Consider the following 13,419-nt stretch of genomic DNA (forward strand, 5'->3'; position numbering starts at 1 on the left):
TGGCTTTCCTTATACTCAATGGGCGGCGAAACGATCAGAATATACTGAATCGTCAGCGCCACCAATGGGCGATTTGCCACGCCAGCCGGGCCGCCGTGCGGGCCCCCCGGCTATCGAGGTCAAACTGCGGATTAAACTCCACCAGATCCACCGCCTGCAGCTTGCCGCTGCGGCACAGCGGCTCGACGATGCGCAGCAGCGTCGTCAGCGGCACGCCCAGCGCAGCAGGAGCCGACACCGCCGGCATTTCAGCCGCCGGCATGACGTCAAGGTCGATGGTCAGGTAGAGGCGATCGTAGAGGGCTATCTGGCGCGCGATTTCCGGCGCAGCCCGTTCTTCATAGGCCTGCAGCACGTCCAGATCCTCAATGACCCGCACCTCGCGACGCGCCGCCTCATCCCACAGGGCCTGGGTATTCGCCGCCCGGCTGGCGCCGATGCAGGCGTAGTGAAAACCGCGCCCCTGCGCTTCACACTCCAGCGCCAGCTGGCGGAACGGCGTTCCCGAGCTGGCCCGGTCGGCAAAGCGTAAATCGAGATGGGCGTCGAGGTTGATAATGCCGACCTTTTCGTCGGGGAACGCGTCCAGCACGCCGGCGCCGTGGCCAAAGGCGGTTTCGTGGCCGCCGCCCAGCACCAGGGTGCGTTTGCCGGCGCGCTGGCAGGCAGTTACCGCCTCGCGCAGCGCCTGCTGAGCCTCTTCCAGCGCGTCGCCCATCACGCTAATGCTGCCCATATCCACGCAGCGGTCGTGGCCGTCGTGGCTGGCCATATTCGCCAGCGCCCGCCGCAGCGTCTCGGGCCCCTTTTCTGCCCCGGTGCGCCCGCGGTTGCGCCGCACGCCCTCGTCGCAGGCAAACCCCAGCAGCGCAATCTCGCCCGGCTGCTCGTCGGGAGCGAAACGGTCCACCCGCGCTATCGTCTGAAACAGGCGCAGCGCGTTGGCGGCTTCGCCGCTGTCATCACGTCCTTGCCACAGCCCGGCGGGCGTCGGTTGCCACAGCTTCATTGCATTTCTCCTCGAACCACGCGATGCCAGAGCGGGCTGCGCCCCGGTTCATAAACCATCTCTACCGGATGTTCGGCGTCCCAGATGGCAAAATCGGCGACGAATCCCGCCGCCAGCTGGCCGTGGCTCGCCTGGCGCCCCAGCGCCCGGGCCGCGTGGCGGGTCACGCCGGCCCATGCCTCCTCCGGCGTTAAGCCGAACTTGACGCAGGCCATATTCATCGCCAGATGCAGGCTGGCGAACGGGCTGGTGCCCGGGTTGTAGTCGGTGGCGACGGCTATCGGGACCCGGTGCTGGCGCAGCAGTTCTACCGGCGGCCGGCGGGTCTCGTTGAGGAAATAAAACGCCCCGGGCAACAGCACCGCGACCGTCCCGCTTTGGCTCATCGCCGACACGCCCTCTTCCGTCAGATATTCGATATGGTCAGCAGAGAGCCCGCGATAGCGGCTGACCAGTTCGGCGCCGCCGAGCGATGACAGCTGTTCGACGTGGCCCTTCACCGGGATTCCGCGGGCCTGCGCCGCCTGGAATACCCGTTCGGTCTGCTGCGGACTGAAGCCGACGTTTTCGCAGAACACGTCGACGCTTTCAAACAGCCCCTCTTCCCACAGCGTCGGCAGCAGGGTTTCGCAGACCAGCGCGATGTAGCCGTCCGGGTCATCTTTATACTCCGGCGGCGTGGCGTGGGCGGAGAGCAGCGTGGCCGACAGCTCCACCGCGTTGCTTTCGCTAAGCTCTCGCGCCACGCGCAGCATCTTGCGTTCGTTTTCCAGATCCAGCCCGTAGCCGGACTTAATTTCAACCGTGGTCACCCCTTCACGCAGCAGGCGATCCAGGCGCTGCTGCGCCAGCGCCAGCAGCTGCGCTTCGCTGCTCTCGCGGGTGGCGCGCACCGTCGAGTTAATTCCCCCGCCGTTAGCGCTAATCGTCTGGTAAGAGACGCCGTTTAGCCGCTGCTCCCACTCCTGCGCCCGGCTGCCGCCGAAGATCAGGTGGGTATGGCAATCAATCAGCCCCGGCGTCAACAGCCTGCCGCCAAGGTCAATACTCCGCCCGGCCGGGGCGTCGCTTTCAGGGATCACGGCCTCAATCCGGCCATCGCGCACCAGCAGCGCGTGGCGATCCAGCAGGCCATAAGGCCGCGAGTCGTGAGGGTTCAGCGTGGCGAGGCGGGCGTTTCGCCAGATAACGAGATCGGAAGTGGCTTTAGTCATACCAGTCAACTTGTCATGGGTTGTATAGACATTTATTTTCATTCCACCGAGAATGTCAATAAAAGCAGGCGGAATTGTTATTTTTTTGTGACTGCGAGCGGCCCCGCTTCAGGATGCAAAACAGCATTACGCTAACTTTTTAGCTCAGCGTCTTCCCGTTTTGCTCAACTTAGTATAAAAAAGCAGGTTTTAAAGAGCTTATCTATTCACACACCCCAAATAATTCGGCCCGTATCGAGATGGCAGGCGCACGCTGCCAGCAAAGAAGCGGCTTGAAGTATGGCGGGTATAGCTAATTGATTCTTGCCCGGAGCAACATGAACACATTCTCAGTTTCCCGACTGGCGCTGGCGCTGGCCTTCGGCGTGACGTTATCCGCCTGCAGCTCAACCCCTGCCGATCAGCAACCCTCTACCCAGGCCGCGCCGGGTATCGCCTCTCGCCCGGTTTTAAGCGCCGATGAAGCGAAGAACTTCCTGCCGACGAGCTATTTCCAGTCGCTGGACCCGAACGCCGCAGCGTGGAAGCCGGCAGCCATTGCCGTGCCGGCCCAGCCTGACTTCGTCGTCGGGCCTGCGGGCACTCAAGGCGTTACCCACACCACGATTCAGGCTGCCGTTGATGCGGCAATCGCCCGCCATTCCGACCGCCGTCTGTTCATTGCGATTATGCCGGGTGAATATACCGGTACCGTCTATGTTCCGGCCGCCCCCGGCGCGCTGACCCTGTACGGTACCGGCGAGAAGCCGCTGGATGTGAAAATTAGCCAGGCGATCGATTCTGAAATGGACGTCACCAGCTGGCGCCACCTGGTCAATCCGGCCGGAAAATATATGCCAGGCAAACCGGCGTGGTATATGTTCGACAACTGCCAGAGCAAGCGTACGGCCACCGTTGGCATGATGTGCTCTGCGGTCTTCTGGTCGCAGAATAACGGCCTGCAGCTGCAGAACCTGACCATCGCTAACAACCTCGGCGATAGCGTTGATGCCGGTACCCACCAGGCCGTAGCCCTGCGCAGCGATGGCGACCAGGTCCAGATTAACAACGTCAATATTTTGGGCCGCCAGAACACCTTCTTCGTGACCAACAGCGGCGTGCAGAACCGCCTGCAGAACGATCGCCAGACCCGCACGCTGGTCAGCAACAGCTATATTGAAGGCGACGTCGATATCGTTGCCGGCCGCGGCGCCGTCGTATTTGATAATACCGATTTCCGCGTCGTGAATTCCCGCACGCAGAAAGAGGGCTACGTTTTTGCTCCGGCTACGCTGAAGAGCGTCACCTACGGCTTCCTGGCCATCAACAGCCGCTTCACCGCTTCCGGCGACGGCTTCGCTCAGCTGGGCCGCTCTCTGGACGTTGATAGCAACACCAACGGTCAGGTTGTTATCCGCGATAGCGTGATTAACGAAGGCTTTAATGTCGCTAAGCCGTGGGCCGACGCGGCAGTATCTAACCGCGCATTCAGCGGTGATACCGGCGCGGTGGACGCTAAAGGCGTTGCGCAGCGTAATCTCAACGACAACGGCTTCAACCGCATGTGGGAATACAACAACCGCGGCGTGGGAAGCTTTATCGTAGCCGAGCCTAAGCAGTAACCGCCGCAGCTTAAAAGGGGGACGCCGCTCCCCCTTTACCTCCCCCTCTTCCCGACGGGCTTTCCCGGCCGCAAAAAAATACGCTTTTTAGGCGAATAAAAACTCCCGCTGGCGCGTTTATACCATGCAAGACCATGACGGCACTTAACCCTTGCGGTTCACCTGTACGCCCGGTCGCGCATTCGCCCACTCTGGAGACTAAAATGAACGCACTTTCCTCTGCATTACGCCCCGCTTCGCGCCGCATGGCCGTTCCGGCACTGCTATTTTTCCTGTCCGTGCCGCCGGTTTTTGCCATGGGCGATAATAGTACCGAGAGTAAAACTCCGGACTGCCCGAGCGGGCAGGTTTACAACAGCGCCACCAAACAGTGCGTGCCGGAGAAAACCAGCAGCCTCAGCGACCAGGATAAAACCAACTACGCTTACCATCTGGCGAAAAAAGGCGAGTACCAGACGGCGCTGAACCTGCTGGATTCGTTAAAAAACGGTAATACGGCCGAGGCCTGGAACTACCGCGGCTATGCAACCCGCAAGCTCGGCCGCACGGACGAAGGCATCGGCTATTATCAGCGTTCGCTGGCGCTTGAGCCGAATTATGCCAAAGCGCGGGAGTATCTGGGTGAAGCCTGGATGATAAAAGGTCGTCCGGATCTCGCGAAGGAGCAGCTGAAGGTGATTGCCGGGATCTGCGGCCAGGGCTGCGAGGAGTATCGCGATCTGCAGGCGGCCATTAACGGACATCCCGAATCCTGAATATCGTCACGAGGGTAAGAAAATCACAACCAGTGAAGTTCGCTCACAGCTTGCCGCGCATCTGGCCCGCCTTTGGCGCTACGGGCTGGTACTGTCGCGCAGCCGCGATGTAGCCGAAGAGTTGGTACAGTCCACCTGCGTACGCGCGCTCGAAAAGAGCGCGCAGTATACGCCGGGCACGCGTATCGACAGATGGCTGTTTTCTATTCTCCACTCAATCTGGATCTCAGAGCTGCGCGCGCGCCACGTGCGGATGGGGCAAGGATTCGTTGACAGCGAAGAGCTGGTTGCGCCGGATTCCCGTGAAATGGCGGAAGATAGCCTGCAGTACCGGCAAATTATGCGGCGCGTGGGCGCGCTGGCGGAAGCGCAGCGCAATGCCGTATTTTTGGTGTATGTCGAAGGCTTTACCTATCAGGAGGCGGCGGACACCCTGTCGGTGCCGGTTGGTACCATTATGAGCCGGCTGGCGGCGGCAAGGCTGACGCTGGCAAAATCGATAGCTACCCCGCCCTCTGCGAAGGAGAAACGCTCTTGAAATCCTTAAGTTTTACGCCTCCCTATAACGATGAGGCCATCGTTGCCTGGCTGGATGGCGAGATGAGCGACGCCGACGCCCGCAGGTTCGAAGCCGCATTCAAGAGCGATGGGCAGCTTGCCGCCCGCACCGCCGAGCTGATGAGCAGCAATCAGAACTATCGTCAGGCCTTCGCTCCCTTACTCGACGAGGCTCCGCTGGAGCGCATGCAGGCAAGGCTGGAAGCGCAGCTGGCGGAGGACGAGGATAGCCGCGCGCCACGGCCGTCGTTTAGCCGCCGCTCGATGATTGCCGCCTCGCTCAGCTTTTTGCTGATTGGCTCCGGGTTAGGCTATCTGGCGCGCGCTCCGGCGGGCGAGCCCGACGAGAGCGAAAATATTCGCGATCTTGAAGCCCGCTACATGTCGCTCTACAGCGCCGAAACGCTGCTCGATCTCGACAGCTCGTCGCCGCTGCTGCAGCGCGGCCTGACGCGCACCGCCGAGGATATCGGCCTGCATCTCAATGAACAGCAGCTCAGGCTGCAGGGCGCGGAGCTTAAAATGGTCCGCATGCTGCGCTACGACAGCACCTCCATCGCGCAGATTGCCTGGATGCATGCCGAATATGGCCCCATGGCGCTGTGCATCTCTCCGCTGCGCCAGCCGGGCAGCGCGGAGATTAGCAGCGAGCAGCGCCACGGGATGAATCTCGCCTGGTGGCACGATCGGGGATATCAGTTCGTATTAATTGGCCGCAACCCTGGCCTACAGCTGCACAATAGCGCCCGGGCGCTACAGGCGGCGCTGTCATAAGTGCCATACCGCCGCGACCGGACGGCGGGCTCATTTGCAACGACCTCGCCCGACGCATAAAAAAACCTCGCCGCAGCGAGGTTTTATCAGCCTCTGCGGCTTAGTGAGCGTTAACCACAACCCACATCGGCCCCTGACCTACGGCATAGCGCCCTTTCTCCTGCAGCAGGCCCTGCTCGCCGCTAATTTCATATACCGCGACGTGGTGTGATTTCTGCCCGGCGGCAATCAGGTACCTGCCGCTGTGATCGAGGTTAAAGCCGCGCGGCTGGGCCTCGGTCGGCTGGTAGCCTTCAATCGCCAGCACGCTGCCGTCTTCGGAGACGCTGAAGATGGTGATAATGCTGGCAGTACGATCGCAGGCGTACAGATGACGGCCGTCGGCGGTCAGGTGGATATCCGCCGCCCAGCGCACGCCGGTAAAGTCGGCAGGCATCATATCCAGCGTCTGCACACACTCAATTTTGCCGTGCGGGTCCTTCAGCTCCCAGACGTCGACGGAGCTGTTCAGCTCGTTAACGCAGTAGCCGTACTGCTGGTTCGGATGGAACACCATATGACGCGGGCCGGCGCCTTCAACGGTGGTGACTTCCGCCGGCTCCTGCGCCGCCAGGAAACCGTCATCGCTGAGGGTAAACAGACAAATGCGATCCTGCTTCAGCGCCGGTACCCACAGCGTGCGGTTATCCGGGGCAATATTGGCCGAGTGGCAGCCTTCCAGCCCTTCAACCACGGCCACCGTTTCACCCGGCAGACCGTCGGTCAGCGGCGTGACGCTAACGCAGCCCGAATTGTAGGAGGCGCTGAACACGAAGCGGCCCAGCCTGTCGGTCGAAATATGCGTCGGGCTCCCCGGCAGCGCGGCTTCACCGGCGAAAGTCAGCGCCCCGTTATCTGGCGCAATGCGGTAAGCCAGTACGCGAAACTCCGGACGCACGCCGACGTAGAGATACTCTTTATTCGGGCTAACCACCATCGGCTGCACCTGACCCGGGGCGTCAACAACCTGTACCAGGGTCAAATTTCCCGCAAGATCCAGACTCCAGACGTGAATCTGCTGGCTTTCCGGGCTGGCGGTATAAACGGTTTGTTTCATGAATACTCCTTTCCTCACTGCGCATGGAAAACTTATACATTTCATTCAGCAAGCTGCTTGTTCGATGCAATGTATAGACTCTTTTAACGGTAGATGCTGAAAAATTTGCCCCTGAGGCACAGCGGTGTACCATCATGGCCTGCTCACTTTTCACCATTAACCGGAAACAACACATGACCTCACGCGTGATTGCCCTGGATTTAGACGGCACCTTATTGACCTCAAGCAAGACGATCCTGCCCGCCTCACTTGAGGCGCTGGCGCGTGCCCGCGCGGCCGGTTACCAGGTGATCGTCGTCACGGGTCGACATCACGTCGCGATCCATCCTTTTTATCAGGCACTGGCTCTGGATACACCTGCAATTTGTTGTAATGGCACTTATTTGTATGATTATCAGGCAAAAAAGGTTCTGCAAGCCGATCCGATGGCGGTAGATAAGGCGCTAAGCCTCGCCGGGATGCTGGCCGACCACGACGTTCACGGCCTGATGTACGTCGACGACGCCATGCTCTACGAGCAACCGACCGGGCACGTCATCCGTACCGCCCGCTGGGCAGAGTCGCTGCCGCCGGAACAGCGTCCGGTCTTCACCCAGGTTGACTCCCTGGCGCAGGCGGCGCGCGAGGTGAAGGCGGTGTGGAAGTTTGCCCTCACCGATGAAAACATTCCCAAACTGCAGCAGTTCGCGCAGCACGTCGGCCAGACGCTGGGGCTGGAGTGCGAATGGTCGTGGCACGATCAGGTCGATATCGCCCGCGCCGGCAACAGCAAAGGCAAGCGCCTGGCGCAGTGGGTTGAAGCCCAGGGGCTGTCGATGCAGGACGTGGTGGCCTTCGGCGACAACTATAACGATCTCAGCATGCTGGAAGCCGCCGGTACCGGCGTGGCGATGGGTAACGCAGTCGACGAAGTCAAAGCGCGCGCGAACGTGGTGATTGGCGAGAACGAAAGCAACAGCATTGCCGACTTTATCAACCGCAACCTGCTGTGATCAGGCGGTAATCGACACGCTCTTGATTTGCGCGTACAGCCACTGACCTGGCGTAACCCCCAGGTCATCTCTGGCCCACGGGCTGATGCGCGCCCATAGAGTGCGGCCGCTGACCTCCAGCTGCACCTCAATCTGTCCGTTGGTTTCAATACACTGCACCACCTGCGCGCGTAAAATATTACGAATGCTGGTTCGCTGCGGGAGCTCCAGCACCAGCGACACGTCGGACGCCTGAACGCGAATGCGCGCCGACTCGCCCAGCGGCCGCTCGAGCTGGTTGACCCACAGCCGCTGCTCGCCGAGGGCCAGCGCGGTCATCGCATACTGCGGATGCTGGGCGACAACCGAAACGTTCAGTATCGTACTCTGCTGGTCCTGCGGCAGCCACGGGTGCATCACGCTGCTGCCCCACACCTCTTCGAGATCGCCAAACGCCTTCACGCTGCCGTTTTCCAGCACCAGCACTTTATCCGCCAGATGCTGGATCTCATCCAGCGAATGGCTGACGTACAGCATCGGGATATTGATTTCGCGCGCCAGCCGCTGCAGGTAGGGCAGCAGCTCACGCTTACGGGGAATATCCAGCGATGCCAGCGGCTCATCGAGCAGCAGCAGCTCGGGGGCGGTCAGCAGCGCCCGGCCGATGGCCACCCGCTGCTTCTCGCCGCCGGAGAGGCCGCCCGGCAGGCGCTCGAGCAGAGGCTCAATCCCCAGCAGCGCCACCAGCTTATCGAACTGCCCGGCCATATTCTTCGCCATGCCGTACTGCAAATTGCCGCGCACTTTGTAGTGCGGGAACAGGCGGGCATCCTGGAAAACGTAGCCAATCCGCCGTTTTTCCGGCGCCAGGCAGATGCGCTTTTCGACATCATTCAGCACCCGGCCGTTGAGCACGATTCGTCCTTTCTGCGGCCGGGTCAGGCCGCTGATGGCATTGATGAGCGAGGTTTTACCGGCTCCGGATACGCCAAATATCGCAGTAATACCGCTGGCGGGCAGCGTCTCCTGAATGTTCAGGCAGTGGGTTCCCAGCGTCTGGGTAAAATCGAGTTCAAGCATCGTTATTTACCCATCCGCGCGCGGCTGAGGCGAGCCAGCCATTCGGAAACCAGCAGCGAGATCAGCGCCAGGACGATCGAAATTAAGCATAAACGCGCGGCGGCGCCCTCGCCGCCCGGCGTTTGGATCAGGGTATACATTGCCGAGGGGATCGTGCGCGTTTCGCCGGGGATATTGGAAACGAAGGTGATGGTCGCGCCAAACTCGCCCAGCGAGCGAGCGAAGGCCAGCACGGTGCCGACAATAATGCCCGGCAGCGTCAGCGGCAGGGTGATGGTAAAGAACACCCGCCAGCGCCCGGCGCCGAGGGTTCGCGCCGCCTGCTCCAGCTTGATATCGACCCCTTCAAGCGCCAGGCGAATCGCCCGCACCATCAGAGGAAACGACATCACCGCCGCCGCCAGCACCGCGCCGCGCCAGCTAAAGGCAAATGTCAGGCCGAACCAGTCGTACAGCCAGCTGCCGATGAAACCGCGTCTTCCCATCGCAACCAGCAGTAAATAGCCGACCACCACCGGCGGCAGCACCAGCGGGAGGTGGAGAATACTGTCGAGCAGCGCTTTTCCGGGGAAGCTGCGCCTGACCAGCAGCCAGGAAAAAAAGATCCCAAAAGGTAAGCTAAACACCACCGCCAGGGATGATACTTTGAGGCTCAGCAGCACCGCCTGCCATTCGGGATCGCTTAAAATCATTGGCGCGTGGTAAATCCGTATTGTTTGAAGATAGCTGACGCCTCAGGCCCTTTCAGGTAGTCATAGAATGCGCTGACGGTTGCATTTTTATGCCCGTCAATAATGGCCAGCGGATACTCAACCTTCTTATGCGAATCTTCCGGGAAGGTGCCCACTACTTTAACACCTTTGCTGGCAACCGCATCGGAGCCGTAAACGATGCCCAACGGCGCTTCGTCACGTTCAACCAATGCCAGCGCCCCGCGCACGTCTTCCGCCGGAGCCAGTTTTGCTGACAAGGTGTCCCATGCCCCCAGCTTTTGCAGCGCTTCTTTAGCATAAATCCCGGCCGGTACATGTTCCGGGTCGCCCACCGCCAGACGGCCGCCCTTCAGCAGGCTGGTCCAGTCAGTCTTGCTGTTGATGGTAATATCGCCCTGCGCGCTGGCCTTTGGCGCAACGACAACCAGGCTGTTTCCCAGCAGCGTTTCGCGTGAGGCGGTATCAATCGCTTTTTTCTCAACCGCGTAATCCATCCATTTCTGGTCTGCGGAGATAAACAGGTCAGCAGGCGCGCCCGCTTCAATTTGCCGTGCCAGCGTTGAAGAGGAGGCAAAGGATGAGACTACATCAACCTTTTTCTCCTGCTTATACGCCTTAGCGATATCCTGCATCGCGTTGGTTAATGAAGCCGCCGCGAAGACCGTTATCTTCCCCTCTTCTGCCAGCGCCTGCCCGGCGACGGAGAGCGTTAACGTTGCTCCGACAAAAAAACGTAACCATTGACGTGCCATCTGAAACTCCTGTGCGTGCGTTATGTACGAAACAATATAACGATGTGAACAGGGTTTTCCCAGTGCGAATTGGTGGTAAATAGAGAAGGATCAAAAGGAAGGGATAAAAAAACGCCCGGAGAAACCGGGCGTCAGGAAATCAGTTTTTTTGCTGGCCGCGATCTTTATGACCGACGCCGGAGAAGATGTTGAACACTTCGCCCAGACCGTAAATCAGACCGAGGATGATAGCCATCACCACCGGGACCATGACCACGGCAAAAACCAGACTTTTCAATAGCTCTAACATAGTTGGCTCCAGAAAGTACGAATGCTTAATTGTAACCGTTTCAGCAGGAAAAACACGCCCCATTTGTGCGATGCCTCGCCGACTACGGTCATAGATCTATCTTGCAAGATGCTCGCTATCGGTCACAATACCCTTTTTGCCAGGATATTATTATGCAGGCCGAAATTCTCCTCACCCTGAAATTACAGCAGCGCCTGTTCGCCGACCCTCGCCGCATCTCCCTGCTGAAACAGATTGACCAGACGGGTTCAATTAGCCAGGGCGCGAAAAATGCCGGCATCAGCTATAAAAGCGCGTGGGATGCTATTAACGAAATGAATCAGCTCAGCGAGCAGGCGCTGGTTGACCGCGCGACCGGCGGTAAAGGCGGCGGCGGCGCGGTGCTGACCCGCTACGGCCAGCGGTTGATTCAGCTTTACGATCTGCTGGCGCAGATTCAACAGAAAGCTTTTGACGTCCTGAGCGACGACGACGCGCTGCCTCTCGACAGCCTGCTCGCCGCCATCTCCCGCTTCTCCCTGCAAACCAGCGCCCGTAACCAGTGGTTTGGCACCATCACCGGCCGCGACCATCAGCAGGTGCAGCAGCATGTGGAGGTTTTGCTGGCCGACGGACAGACCCGCTTTAAAGTCGCGATCACCGCCCAAAGCGCCGAACGGCTCGGCCTGGATGAAGGCCAGGAGGTGCTGGTTTTGCTGAAAGCGCCGTGGGTCGGTATGACCCAGGACCCGGCGGTGGCCGCAGAAGCGGACAACCAGCTCACGGGACGGATCGGTCATATCGAATACGGGCCGGAGCAGTGCGAAGTGCTGATGACGCTGCCGGACGGCCAGAACCTGTGTGCGACCCTTCCTCGGGAGCAGATTCGCGATCTGGCTGAAAGTGCCGAGGCGATCGCCTATTTCAATGCCGATCGCATCATTCTTGCCACCTTGTGCTGACGGGATTGACATTATCCGCCTGAAGACGTATCCCTGAAGCACTTTGCTGCAAAAAGTGGGATACACAATGTCATCATTGCAAATATCGCAAGGCACGTTCCGCCTGAGCGACACAAAAACGCTAAATATTGAACACCTCACCGTTGGCGCCGGCGAAAGCTGGGCATTCGTCGGTAGCAACGGCAGCGGTAAATCCGCGCTGGCCCGCGCGCTATCCGGCGAACTCACCCTGCTCTCCGGCCGGCGTGAAAGTGATTTTACCCGCATCACCCGCCTCTCCTTTGAACAGCTACAGAAGCTGGTCAGCGACGAGTGGCAGCGCAACAACACCGATCTGCTCAGCCCTGGCGAAGAAGATACCGGCCGTTTTACGCATGAGATAATCCAGGATGAATATAAGGATGCCGCCCGCTGCGCTCATCTTGCCGGGCTGTTTGGCATTTCCAGCCTGCTGCAGCGCCGTTTTAAATATCTCTCCACCGGCGAGACGCGCAAAACGCTGCTGTGCCAGGCGCTGATGGCCAAACCGGATTTACTGATCCTTGATGAGCCTTTCGACGGCCTTGACGTGGCCTCCCGCCACCAGCTGGCCGAACTGCTGGCAACCCTGAACGGAGAAGGCATCACCCTGGTGCTGGTACTCAACCGGTTCGATGAAATCCCCGCATTCGTCCAGTTTGCCGGCGTGCTGGCGGACTGTACGCTAAGCGAGATCGGTGAGAAGCAGACCCTGCTGCAGCAGGCGCTGATCGCCCAGCTGGCCCACAGCGAGCAGCTTGACGGGATCGCGTTACCGGAACCGGATGCGCCCGCCGCCCGCCACTCTCTCGCTGCCGATACGCCGCGCATTATCCTCAACGATGGCGTGGTGTCATACAACGACCGGCCAATCATCAATCACCTCAGCTGGCAGGTAAACCCCGGCGAGCACTGGCAGATAGTCGGGCCCAACGGCGCCGGGAAATCGACGCTGCTCAGCCTGATCACCGGCGACCATCCCCAGGGATACAGCAACGACCTGACCCTTTTTGGCCGCCGTCGCGGCAGCGGTGAAACCATCTGGGATATCAAAAAGCATATCGGCTACGTCAGCAGCAGCCTGCACCTGGAGTATCGCGTCAGCACCACCGTGCGCAACGTCATTCTGTCGGGCTATTTCGACTCGATCGGCATCTATCAGGCCGTTTCCGATAAGCAGCGCAAGCTGGTACAAACCTGGCTGGATATTCTGGGTATTGACGGCCGCACCGCCGACGCCCCGTTCCACAGCCTGTCGTGGGGCCAGCAGCGTCTGGCGCTGATTGTCCGCGCGCTGGTGAAACACCCGACGCTGCTGATCCTCGACGAGCCGCTGCAGGGTCTCGACCCTCTCAACCGCCAGCTGGTACGCCGCTTTGTTGACGTGCTGATTAGCGAAGGGGCCACCCAGCTGCTGTTTGTTTCCCACCATGCCGAAGACGCCCCGGACTGCATCACCCACCGCCTGGAGTTTATTCCGAGTGGAGACGGTTACACTTACCGGATCGGTCCGCTGGCAAAATAAACCAATCCAGGGGTCTGCGGATCCCTGTATTTTTTCAGATAAAGTTCAAAAATAACCATTAACATAATGTTTTAAAACAGTATTTATTTAAACATCGCGTTTGTGTATTTTAGTGTAAGCGAT

At 59.8% G+C, this 13,419-nt stretch carries 14 protein-coding genes; 7 read left to right on the plus strand and 7 right to left on the minus strand.

What is annotated here, in order from left to right:
- Window positions 1–52: 52 nt before the first annotated feature.
- The gene (hutG, locus tag QFI97_RS20015) at window positions 53–1,009 is read right to left on the minus strand and encodes a formimidoylglutamase (protein ID WP_346431859.1); all 957 of its coding nucleotides are present in this window, start codon (window positions 1,007–1,009) and stop codon (window positions 53–55) included.
- Window positions 1,006–2,265, minus strand: a complete 1,260-nt coding sequence (hutI, locus tag QFI97_RS20020) for an imidazolonepropionase (protein ID WP_346431860.1) — start codon at window positions 2,263–2,265, stop codon at window positions 1,006–1,008. The genes hutG and hutI overlap by 4 nt, the downstream gene beginning before the upstream one ends.
- Window positions 2,266–2,540: 275 nt before the next feature.
- On the opposite strand from hutI, the gene QFI97_RS20025 reads away from it, so the two are divergent.
- The 4 genes from QFI97_RS20025 to QFI97_RS20040 all read left to right on the plus strand — a co-directional run bounded on the left by QFI97_RS20025 (window position 2,541) and on the right by QFI97_RS20040 (window position 5,911).
- Window positions 2,541–3,824, plus strand: a complete 1,284-nt coding sequence (locus QFI97_RS20025; RefSeq protein WP_346431861.1) for a putative acyl-CoA thioester hydrolase — start codon at window positions 2,541–2,543, stop codon at window positions 3,822–3,824.
- A 203-nt stretch (window positions 3,825–4,027) separates the two neighbouring features.
- Window positions 4,028–4,579 (plus strand): tetratricopeptide repeat protein, encoded by a 552-nt coding sequence (locus tag QFI97_RS20030; RefSeq protein WP_331835743.1) that lies wholly within the window; start codon window positions 4,028–4,030, stop codon window positions 4,577–4,579.
- A gap of 22 nt (window positions 4,580–4,601) precedes the next feature.
- On the plus strand, window positions 4,602–5,117 hold the full coding sequence (locus tag QFI97_RS20035; RefSeq protein WP_346432110.1) for a sigma-70 family RNA polymerase sigma factor: 516 nt from the start codon (window positions 4,602–4,604) through the stop codon (window positions 5,115–5,117).
- On the plus strand, window positions 5,114–5,911 hold the full coding sequence (locus QFI97_RS20040) for an anti-sigma factor family protein (RefSeq protein WP_346431862.1): 798 nt from the start codon (window positions 5,114–5,116) through the stop codon (window positions 5,909–5,911). Before QFI97_RS20035 ends, QFI97_RS20040 begins: the two co-directional genes overlap by 4 nt.
- Window positions 5,912–6,011: 100 nt before the next feature.
- On the opposite strand, the gene pgl is transcribed toward QFI97_RS20040, so the two are convergent.
- Window positions 6,012–7,007: a 6-phosphogluconolactonase gene (gene pgl / locus QFI97_RS20045; RefSeq protein WP_346431863.1), complete on the minus strand. Its 996-nt coding sequence runs from the start codon at window positions 7,005–7,007 to the stop codon at window positions 6,012–6,014.
- 173 nt (window positions 7,008–7,180) lie between these two features.
- Between pgl and QFI97_RS20050 the strand changes: the two genes are divergently transcribed.
- On the plus strand, window positions 7,181–7,999 hold the full coding sequence (locus QFI97_RS20050) for a pyridoxal phosphatase (RefSeq protein ID WP_346431864.1): 819 nt from the start codon (window positions 7,181–7,183) through the stop codon (window positions 7,997–7,999).
- Here QFI97_RS20050 and modC read toward each other — a convergent pair whose 3' ends face one another.
- The 4 genes from modC to QFI97_RS20070 all read right to left on the minus strand — a co-directional run bounded on the left by modC (window position 8,000) and on the right by QFI97_RS20070 (window position 10,812).
- Window positions 8,000–9,058: a molybdenum ABC transporter ATP-binding protein ModC gene (gene modC, locus QFI97_RS20055; RefSeq protein ID WP_095095215.1), complete on the minus strand. Its 1,059-nt coding sequence runs from the start codon at window positions 9,056–9,058 to the stop codon at window positions 8,000–8,002.
- A gap of 2 nt (window positions 9,059–9,060) precedes the next feature.
- The gene (gene modB, locus QFI97_RS20060; RefSeq protein ID WP_095095212.1) at window positions 9,061–9,750 is read right to left on the minus strand and encodes a molybdate ABC transporter permease subunit; all 690 of its coding nucleotides are present in this window, start codon (window positions 9,748–9,750) and stop codon (window positions 9,061–9,063) included.
- Complete coding sequence (gene modA / locus QFI97_RS20065; protein ID WP_095095211.1) at window positions 9,747–10,523, minus strand: molybdate ABC transporter substrate-binding protein; 777 nt, start codon at window positions 10,521–10,523, stop codon at window positions 9,747–9,749. Before modA ends, modB begins: the two co-directional genes overlap by 4 nt.
- A 139-nt stretch (window positions 10,524–10,662) precedes the next feature.
- Complete coding sequence (locus QFI97_RS20070) at window positions 10,663–10,812, minus strand: AcrZ family multidrug efflux pump-associated protein (protein ID WP_041144659.1); 150 nt, start codon at window positions 10,810–10,812, stop codon at window positions 10,663–10,665.
- Between the two features lie 152 nt (window positions 10,813–10,964).
- Between QFI97_RS20070 and modE the strand changes: the two genes are divergently transcribed.
- Together modE and modF are read left to right on the plus strand one after the other, a co-directional pair.
- The gene (gene modE, locus QFI97_RS20075) at window positions 10,965–11,753 is read left to right on the plus strand and encodes a molybdenum-dependent transcriptional regulator (protein WP_346431865.1); all 789 of its coding nucleotides are present in this window, start codon (window positions 10,965–10,967) and stop codon (window positions 11,751–11,753) included.
- A gap of 67 nt (window positions 11,754–11,820) precedes the next feature.
- Window positions 11,821–13,296 (plus strand): molybdate ABC transporter ATP-binding protein ModF, encoded by a 1,476-nt coding sequence (modF, locus tag QFI97_RS20080; RefSeq protein WP_095095206.1) that lies wholly within the window; start codon window positions 11,821–11,823, stop codon window positions 13,294–13,296.
- The last annotated feature ends 123 nt before the right edge of the window (window positions 13,297–13,419 follow it).

Origin of the sequence: Klebsiella scottii (genome assembly GCF_036561945.1) — a bacterium.
In the GTDB taxonomy this organism is placed as follows: Bacteria; Pseudomonadota; Gammaproteobacteria; order Enterobacterales; family Enterobacteriaceae; genus Klebsiella; species Klebsiella scottii.

What these genes read in the sequence shown, in the direction of transcription:
- modA (WP_095095211.1), bottom strand. Translation starts at nt 10,523, where the DNA reads ATGGCACGTCAATGGTTACGTTTTTTTGTCGGAGCAACGTTAACGCTC.
- modB (WP_095095212.1), bottom strand. Translation starts at nt 9,750, where the DNA reads ATGATTTTAAGCGATCCCGAATGGCAGGCGGTGCTGCTGAGCCTCAAA.
- modE (WP_346431865.1), top strand. Translation starts at nt 10,965, where the DNA reads ATGCAGGCCGAAATTCTCCTCACCCTGAAATTACAGCAGCGCCTGTTC.
- hutG (WP_346431859.1), bottom strand. Translation starts at nt 1,009, where the DNA reads ATGAAGCTGTGGCAACCGACGCCCGCCGGGCTGTGGCAAGGACGTGAT.
- QFI97_RS20025 (WP_346431861.1), top strand. Translation starts at nt 2,541, where the DNA reads ATGAACACATTCTCAGTTTCCCGACTGGCGCTGGCGCTGGCCTTCGGC.
- QFI97_RS20050 (WP_346431864.1), top strand. Translation starts at nt 7,181, where the DNA reads ATGACCTCACGCGTGATTGCCCTGGATTTAGACGGCACCTTATTGACC.
- hutI (WP_346431860.1), bottom strand. Translation starts at nt 2,265, where the DNA reads ATGAAAATAAATGTCTATACAACCCATGACAAGTTGACTGGTATGACT.
- modF (WP_095095206.1), top strand. Translation starts at nt 11,821, where the DNA reads ATGTCATCATTGCAAATATCGCAAGGCACGTTCCGCCTGAGCGACACA.
- QFI97_RS20070 (WP_041144659.1), bottom strand. Translation starts at nt 10,812, where the DNA reads ATGTTAGAGCTATTGAAAAGTCTGGTTTTTGCCGTGGTCATGGTCCCG.
- pgl (WP_346431863.1), bottom strand. Translation starts at nt 7,007, where the DNA reads ATGAAACAAACCGTTTATACCGCCAGCCCGGAAAGCCAGCAGATTCAC.
- modC (WP_095095215.1), bottom strand. Translation starts at nt 9,058, where the DNA reads ATGCTTGAACTCGATTTTACCCAGACGCTGGGAACCCACTGCCTGAAC.
- QFI97_RS20030 (WP_331835743.1), top strand. Translation starts at nt 4,028, where the DNA reads ATGAACGCACTTTCCTCTGCATTACGCCCCGCTTCGCGCCGCATGGCC.